Origin of the sequence: Streptomyces marokkonensis (genome assembly GCF_039539045.1) — a bacterium.
GTDB lineage: Bacteria > Actinomycetota > Actinomycetes > Streptomycetales > Streptomycetaceae > Streptomyces > Streptomyces marokkonensis.
Genome location: NZ_BAABCQ010000265.1, coordinates 1 through 6,688, shown reverse-complemented (window position 1 = coordinate 6,688; position 6,688 = coordinate 1). Strand labels below are relative to the sequence as shown.

Sequence of the window (6,688 nt, the reverse complement as noted above, 5' to 3'; positions counted from 1 at the left end):
GCAAGCAGAACCCCGCCTTCGGCCTCGGCACCTACACCGAACTGCCCTCCTCCAACCCCGCCGTGCTCGCCTTCCTGCGGGAGGCCCCCTCGGACGGGGAGACCGGGGACGACCTGGTGCTGTGCGTCCACAACTTCTCCCGGTTCGCCCAGCCCACCGAACTCGATCTGAGCGCCTTCGGGGGCCGCCACCCCGTCGAGCTGTTCGGCGGAGTGCGCTTCCCGGCGGTCGGGGACCTCCCGTACCTGCTGACCCTCGGGGGGCACGGCTTCTTCTGGTTCCGGCTCCGCAAGGACGCCGTTTAGGCCGCACCGGCCCCGATCCCCGGGCGGGGCGGTTTCCGCAGCCCCGCCCGGGGCACGCATCAGTAGCACCCCGACTGCCCGGGGAAAGGACGCGACGCCATGTCGGAAGCCGTCACACGCACCGTCACGAGCCCGCCAGGCCTTCTAGCGTCACTCGATCCTCTGCTGCGGGACTGGCTGCCGCGGCAACGCTGGTTCGCGGGCAAGGGGCGTCCGGTCACCGGGTTCTCGCTGGTCGCCGCCACCGAGCTGCTTCCGGCCGACGCCCGCATCGGCCTCCACCACGTGCTGGTGCGCGCCCACCAGCCGCTCACGCCGGCCGCCGGCGCGCCCGAGGAGCCCGGCGACTGCTACCAGCTCCTCATAGGCGCGCGCGAGGCGCTGCCACCCCGGCTGGCGCCCGCGCTCATCGGACACGTGACCGAGGGCCCGCTGGCCGGCCGCACCGCCTACGACGCCCTGTACGACACCCGGCCCGCCGAGGTGCTCCTGGAGGCGTTGCGCACCGGGGCCCGCATCGGCGGGCTACGTTTCGAGCGGGAGAGGGACCGGGGGATACGCACCGGCCTGGTGCCCCGGCTGATGACCACCGAGCAGTCGAACTCGTCGGTCGTGTACGGAGATACGTTCATTCTCAAGGTGCTGCGCCGCATCGTGCCCGGCGTCAACCCCGACCTGGAGCTGCCGCTGGCGCTGGCCCGCGAGGGCTGCCCCCGGGTGCCGGCACCGGCGGGCTGGATGGTGGCGGACCTGGCCGGCCGGTCCTGGGTGCTGGGCGTGCTCCAGCCCTATGTGCAGGGCGCGAGTGACGGCTGGGAGCTGGCCCTGCGCGAACTGGCCAAGGGGGAGGACTTCGTCGCCGAGGCGCGGGCGCTCGGGCGGGCCACCGCCGAGGTGCACACCGCGCTGGCCCGCGCGCTGCCGACCGTCACCCTCGGCCAGGGACAGCTGCGGCACCTCGCCGACGTCATGATCGGACGGCTGGAGGAGGCCGCCCACGCGGTGCCCCTGCTCCGCCCGTACGCGCCCGCGCTGCGCACGGCGTTCACCGCGCTGGGCGATCTGGCCGCCGAGGGCCGTACCTGGACCGCCCAGCGGGTCCACGGCGACCTGCACCTCGGCCAGTGCCTGCGCTCACCGTCCGGGCAGTGGTCGCTGATCGACTTCGAGGGAGAGCCCGCGAAACAGCTCGCCGAGCGGCGGATGCCCCAGCCGCCGGTGCGGGACGTCGCCGGGATGCTGCGCTCCTTCGACTACGCCGCGCACTCGGTGGACGTCCCGGTGCCTGGCTGGGCCGGGTCCTGCCGGGCTGCGTACTGCACCGGGTACGCGGAGGTCGCCGGCAGCGACCCGCGCACCGACCCGGTGATGCTCCGCGCCCACGAGACGGACAAGGCGGTCTACGAGGTCCTGTACGAGGCCCGGCACCGTCCCGACTGGCTTCCGGTGCCGCTGTCCGCGGTGCGCCGCCTGTCCACGCCCGAATCGGCATGACGCCGGTCCCCGACACCCCTTGACACTACTTGACACCCCTTGACACCCCCTCTTGATCCCCCTTCGCCCAGGAGGCCCCGCCCGTGACCCCCCGCCCCTCGTCCAGCGGTCCCGACCCGAAGCAGACGGGCGCCAAGAAGACGGCCGCGCAGAAACCGGCCGCGAAGAAGGCCCCGGCCAAGAAGGCGGTCGGGAAGAAGGCAGCCGGGAAGAAGACGCCTGACAGGAACGCTCCTGACAAGAAGGCGCCCGCCAGGAAACCAGCCGTCGGGAAACCTGCCGCCGGGAAGACGGCGAGAAGGGCGGCACCGGCCGAGGCCGCCGTTTCCCCCCGTCCGGACACCGGCGACCGGGAGCGACTGCTCGCCGGCACCCACCACGACCCTCACTCCGTGCTCGGCGCCCATCCGGTGCCCGGCGGCGTCGCCCTCCGGGTCTTACGGCCGTACGCCCTGGCGGTGACCGTCGTCCTGTCCGGGGAGGCGCGGACCGAGCTGCACGACGACGGCGACGGCTTCTTCTCGGGCCTGCTGCCGCTGGACGGCGTACCGGCCTACCGGCTCCTCGTGACGTACGAGGGGACGGTCCAGGACGTCGAGGACCCGTACCGCTTCCTGCCCACGCTGGGCGACCTGGACCTGCACCTGATCGGCGAAGGCCGGCACGAGCAGCTGTGGCAGGCGCTCGGCGCGCATCCGGTCACCCACGAGGGCGTCGCGGGCACCCGCTTCACGGTGTGGGCGCCGAACGCGCGCGGGGTCCGGGTGGCCGGCGGCTTCAACTTCTGGGACGGCACCGGCCACCCGATGCGGTCTCTGGGCGGCACCGGGGTGTGGGAGCTGTTCCTGCCCGGCATCGGCGCGGGCGAGCCGTACAAGTTCGAGATCACCCGGCCCGACGGCTCCCGCACGTTCCGCGCGGACCCAATGGCCCGCCGTACGGAGGTCCCGCCGGCCACGTCCTCCGTCGTGCACGCCTCGGACTACACGTGGGGCGACGAGGAGTGGCTGGCCCGCCGCGCGAACGCGCCCGCGCACGAGGCACCCCTTTCGGTGTACGAGGTCCACCTGCTCTCCTGGCGCCCCGGGCTGACCTACCGCCAGCTCGCCGACCAGCTCCCGGCGTACGCGGCGGACCTCGGCTTCACGCACGTCGAACTCATGCCGGTCGCCGAGCACCCCTTCGGCGGCTCCTGGGGCTACCAGGTCACCGGCTTCTACGCGCCCACGGCCCGCCTCGGCGACCCCGACGACTTCAGGTACCTGGTCGACCGGCTGCACCAGGCCGGCATCGGTGTCCTCATGGACTGGGTGCCGGCGCACTTCCCGCGCGACGACTGGGCGCTGGCCGAGTTCGACGGCCGTCCGCTGTACGAGCACTCCGACCCGCTGCGGGCCGCGCACCCGGACTGGGGCACGCTGGAGTTCGACTTCGGACGGCGCGAGGTACGCAACTTCCTCGTCGCCAACGCCGTGTACTGGTGCGAGGAGTTCCACATCGACGGGCTGCGCGTCGACGCGGTCGCCTCGATGCTCTACCTGGACTACTCGCGCGAACCCGGCCAGTGGACGCCGAACGAACACGGCGGTCGGGAGAACCCGGACGCGGTGGCGTTCCTCCAGGAGATGAACGCGACGGTGTACCGGCGGGTGCCCGGTGTGGTGACCGTGGCGGAGGAGTCGACGGCCTGGGACGGCGTCACCCGGGCGACGCACCACGAGGGACCGGGCGGCTTCGGCGGACTCGGATTCGGCCTGAAGTGGAACATGGGCTGGATGCACGACTCTCTCGAGTACATGAGCCACGAGCCGGTGCACCGCAAGTACCACCACGGCGAGATGACCTTCTCCATGGTGTACGCGTACAGCGAGAACTACGTGCTGCCGATATCCCACGACGAGGTGGTGCACGGCAAGAAGTCGCTGGTGTCGAAGATGCCCGGCGACTGGTGGCAGCAGCGGGCGGGCGAACGGGCGTACCTGGGCTTCATGTGGGCCCACCCCGGCAAGCAGCTGCTCTTCATGGGACAGGAGTTCGCGCAGGGCGCGGAGTGGTCCGAGGCGCACGGCCCCGACTGGTGGCTGCTCGACCCGCAGTACGGGGCGGCGGCGGACCACCGGGGGGTGCTGGACCTGGTCCGCGACCTGAACACCGTCTACCGGGCCACGCCCGCGCTGTGGCAGCGCGACACCCACCCTGCCGGTTTCGCGTGGGTGGCCGGGGACGCCGCCGAGGACAACGTCCTCGCCTTCCTCCGGATGGACACCGACGGCACCCCGCTGCTCGCGGTGTCCAACTTCGCCCCGGTCGTCCGGCACGACTACCGCCTCGGCGTCCCCGACGACGTGCCCGCCTGGCACGAGGTGCTGAACACCGACGCCGCGCGGTACGGCGGCGGCGACGTGGTCAACCCGGACCCGGTCAAGCCGGAGCCGCAGGGGTGGCACGGCCGGCCGGCGAGCGTCCGGCTGACCCTGCCGCCCCTGGCGACGGTGTGGCTGCGTCCGGCCTGAGGCCCGGTGGTCAGGACGCGTCCACGAGTCCCTTCGGCAGCGGCTCGGTGTGCAGGACGCCGAGCCGCTGGGTGGCCCGGGTGAGGGCCACGTACAGGTCGCTCGTGCCGTAGCGGCCGGGCTCGACGACCAGGACGGAGTCGAACTCGAGGCCCTTGGACTGGCGCGGGTCGAGGAGGACGACGTTCCGTGTCAGGTCGGGCTCGGCACCGGCTCGCACGCCGTCCAGCCGGGCGGCGAGCCCGGCGTGCAGCTCGCGCGGGGCGATGACGGCGAGGCGGCCCTCCTCGGGGGTCAGCTCGCCGACCGCCTCGGCCACCGCTGCCGGGAGGTCGTCCGTGGCGCGGACGAACGGCCGTACGCCCGTGGACCGTACCGAACTCGGCGGTGCGAAGGCAGGGTCGCCGGCGCGGACGACGGCCGCCGCCATGTCCATGATCTCGGCCGGGGTGCGGTAGTTGACGCCCAGCCGGGTGTGCTCCCAGCGGTCCTCCACGTAGGGGGCGAGGATCTTCGACCAGGAGCCGACGCCGGCCGCCTCGGCGGTCTGCGCCGGGTCGCCGACCAGGGTCATCGAGCGGGTCGGGCAGCGGCGCATCAGCAGCCGCCACGCCATCGGGGAAAGCTCCTGCGCCTCGTCCACGATGATGTGCCCGAAGGCCCAGGTGCGGTCGGCCGCGGCGCGTTCGGCGGCGCTGCGGTGGTCGTCCTCCTCCTGGCGTTCGGCGAAGCGCTCTGCGTCGATGATGTCGTGCGCCGACAGCACCTCCGCCTCCTCCTCGTCCTTGTCCTCGAACTCGTAGGTACGGGACGCGTACGACACGTCCAGCACGCCCTGCGCGTAGGCGATCTGCGCCTCCCGTTCGCGTTCGGCGCGGGTGCGGGCGATCCGGTCGTCCTCGCCGAGCAGTTCGGCCGCCTCGTCCAGCAGGGGTACGTCGGCGACGGTCCAGTGCCGGGTGACCGGGCGGCGGACGGCGGCGGCGTCCTCGGCCGGCAGGAAGGCCTCGGGGGCGGCGAGGAGGTCGGCGACCAGGCGCTGCGGAGTCACCCGGGGCCAGAGCCGGTCGATGGCCGACCAGACCTCGGGGTTCTCGGCGAGTTCGTCGCGGATCTGGGTGATGTCGCTGGGGTCGAGGAGGTTGGAACCGTCGTAGGGGTCGGTGCCGATGCGTTCGGCGACCATGTCGGTGAGGGTGTTGAGGATGTGGCCCTCGAAGTGCTCGCGGGCCGCGTTGTGCGGCAGCTTCGCGGCACGGGTGCGCTCGCGGGCGACGCTCACCAGGTCGTCGTCCAGCATGAGGATCTCGCGGTCGTGCTCGATGGCGACGACCGGGTCGGGCAGCGCCTGCCGGTCGCGGACCGCCTCGGCGAGCACGTCGGCCATGCCGGCACTGCCCTTCACCGCCGCCGCCTCGGGGGTGTCCGTCGCCGAGGCCCTCACGCCGGGAAACAGCTCGCCGACGGTGGACAGGAGCACGCCCGTCTCGCCCAGGGAGGGCAGTACCTCGCCGATGTAGCCGAGGAAGGCCGGGTTGGGGCCGACGATGAGGACGGCGCGCTTGGCGAGCAGCTCGCGGTGCTCGTAGAGCAGGTAGGCGGCGCGGTGCAGGGCGACGGCGGTCTTGCCGGTGCCGGGGCCGCCCTCGACGACCAGGACGCCGCGGTGCGGGGCGCGGATGATGCGGTCCTGGTCGGCCTGGATGGTCTGCACGATGTCGCCCATGCGGCCGGTGCGCGCGGAGTTCAGCGCGGCGAGCAGCACGGCGTCGCCGGACGGATCCTCGTGGCCGGTGCGCGTCTCGTCGCCGACGTCGAGGAACTCGTCGTGCAGCGCGGTGACCGTGCGGCCCTCGCTCGCGATGTGCCGGCGGCGGCGCAGACCCATCGGGGTGTGGCCGGTGGCCAGGTAGAAGGGGCGTGCGACGTCGGCCCGCCAGTCGATCAGGACCGGGGTGCGTTCGGCGTCGTCGGCACGGAGACCGATACGGCCGATGTGGTGACCGGCACCGGAGGTGAGGTCGATCCGGCCGAAGCAGAGGGAGCCGTCCACCGCGTCGAGCGCGGCGAGCAGCCCGGAGCGCTCGGCGACCAGGATGTCCCGTTCCAGCCGGGCCTGCTGGGGCGTGTTGCCCTGCGCGAGCGCCTGCGTGACCGAGGCCTCGGTATCGCCGCGCAACGCGTCCACGCGTGCGTAGAGTCCGTCGATGAATTCCTGCTCGTGCCGCAATTCATCGTCCGGAAATTCGGTGTTTGACAATTCCACTCCCGCCCGGATATGCTGTGCCCATGAACTTCTTCGTGTACTCCATCTCCTGAAGTCACGAATCAACGAATATACGCAAAGAAATCCCCCGAGCGCAATTGCTCGGGGGA

General features: G+C 72.5%; 4 protein-coding genes. 3 read left to right on the top strand and 1 reads right to left on the bottom strand.

Features of this window, described 5'->3' with window-relative positions:
- From ABEA26_RS34270 to glgB, 3 genes are all read left to right on the top strand, one after another.
- The coding region (locus ABEA26_RS34270) for an alpha-glucosidase C-terminal domain-containing protein (protein WP_345597745.1) at positions 1–305 on the top strand (305 nt) is incomplete at its 5' end.
- Between the two features lie 99 nt (positions 306–404).
- On the top strand, positions 405–1,799 hold the full coding sequence (locus ABEA26_RS34265) for a maltokinase N-terminal cap-like domain-containing protein (RefSeq protein ID WP_345597743.1): 1,395 nt from the start codon (positions 405–407) through the stop codon (positions 1,797–1,799).
- A gap of 83 nt (positions 1,800–1,882) precedes the next feature.
- Complete coding sequence (glgB, locus tag ABEA26_RS34260; protein ID WP_345597741.1) at positions 1,883–4,312, top strand: 1,4-alpha-glucan branching enzyme; 2,430 nt, start codon at positions 1,883–1,885, stop codon at positions 4,310–4,312.
- A gap of 10 nt (positions 4,313–4,322) precedes the next feature.
- On the opposite strand, the gene ABEA26_RS34255 is transcribed toward glgB, so the two are convergent.
- Positions 4,323–6,590: a HelD family protein gene (locus ABEA26_RS34255; RefSeq protein ID WP_345597747.1), complete on the bottom strand. Its 2,268-nt coding sequence runs from the start codon at positions 6,588–6,590 to the stop codon at positions 4,323–4,325.
- Positions 6,591–6,688 lie beyond the last annotated feature (98 nt).

Excerpts from the sequence above, each read along its gene's own strand:
- ABEA26_RS34265 (WP_345597743.1), top strand. The coding sequence starts at position 405 with ATGTCGGAAGCCGTCACACGCACCGTCACGAGCCCGCCAGGCCTTCTA.